Annotated in this window: 1 protein-coding gene; it reads left to right on the top strand. The window is 72.2% G+C overall.

The window, feature by feature from the left end; all coding sequences use genetic code 11:
- Nucleotides 1-62: 62 nt before the first annotated feature.
- Nucleotides 63-911, top strand: a complete 849-nt coding sequence (locus DQW85_RS22175; protein ID WP_113702131.1) for an alpha/beta fold hydrolase — start codon at nucleotides 63-65, stop codon at nucleotides 909-911.
- Nucleotides 912-914 lie beyond the last annotated feature (3 nt).

The following is a 914-nucleotide window of genomic DNA, read 5'->3' as shown; positions in this document are numbered from 1 at the left end:
CGCGCTGCACCAGGGCTGAACCCCGCCCGAAGACATCACCCACCGCAACAAGGAGAACCAGCATGTCCCGTTCATCTCGCACCCGTTCGGCCGTCCGTGCCCTCGCCACCGTGGCGCTGGCTCCGGTCGTGGCCGGATCCCTGCTGGCCGCCACCGCGGCCAGCGGCAGCGCCGCCACCACGCGGAACGCCGAGACGGCCAAGCCGACCGTCGTGCTGGTGCACGGCGCGTTCGCCGACGCCTCCAGCTGGTCGGACGTCATCCGCCGGCTGCACCGCGACGGCTACCGCGTCATCGCCACCGCCAACCCCCTGCGCGGCCTCGACAGCGACGCCGCCTACCTGCGCAGCGTCCTGGACACCGTCGACGGACCGGTCATCCTGGCCGGCCACTCCTACGGCGGATCGGTCATCACCCAGGCCGCCGCCGGCGACAGCGACGTCAAGGCACTGGTCTACATCGCCGCGTTCATCCCCGACACCGGCGAGAGCGCCGGCGAACTGGCCGGCAAGTTCCCCGGCAGCACCCTCGGCGAAACCCTCAGCACCGCCTCCTACCCGCTGCCCGGCGGCGGCACCGGCACCGAGCTGACCATCAAGCAGGACAGGTTCCGCAAGCAGTTCGCCGCCGACGTCCCCGCCGGCACCGCCGCCGTCATGGCCGCCACCCAGCGGCCGGTCTCCACCCAGGCCCTGGAGCAGAAAGCCACCAAGGCCGCCTGGAAGGACATCCGCTCCTACGCCCTGATCGCCGGCAAGGACTACAACATCCCGCCCAAGGCCCAGCAGTGGATGGCCGACCGCGCCAAGGCCCGCACCCTCACCATCGACGACGCCTCACACGCCATCTCGGTCTCCCAGCCCGAGGCCGTCACCGACCTCATCCGCCGCGCCGCCCGCGACACCCGCTGACCG

The organism is Nonomuraea lactucae (assembly GCF_003313395.1).
GTDB lineage: Bacteria > Actinomycetota > Actinomycetes > Streptosporangiales > Streptosporangiaceae > Nonomuraea > Nonomuraea lactucae.
Note: the sequence above shows the minus strand (reverse complement) of the source record. Positions and strands in the feature narration are given on the sequence as shown.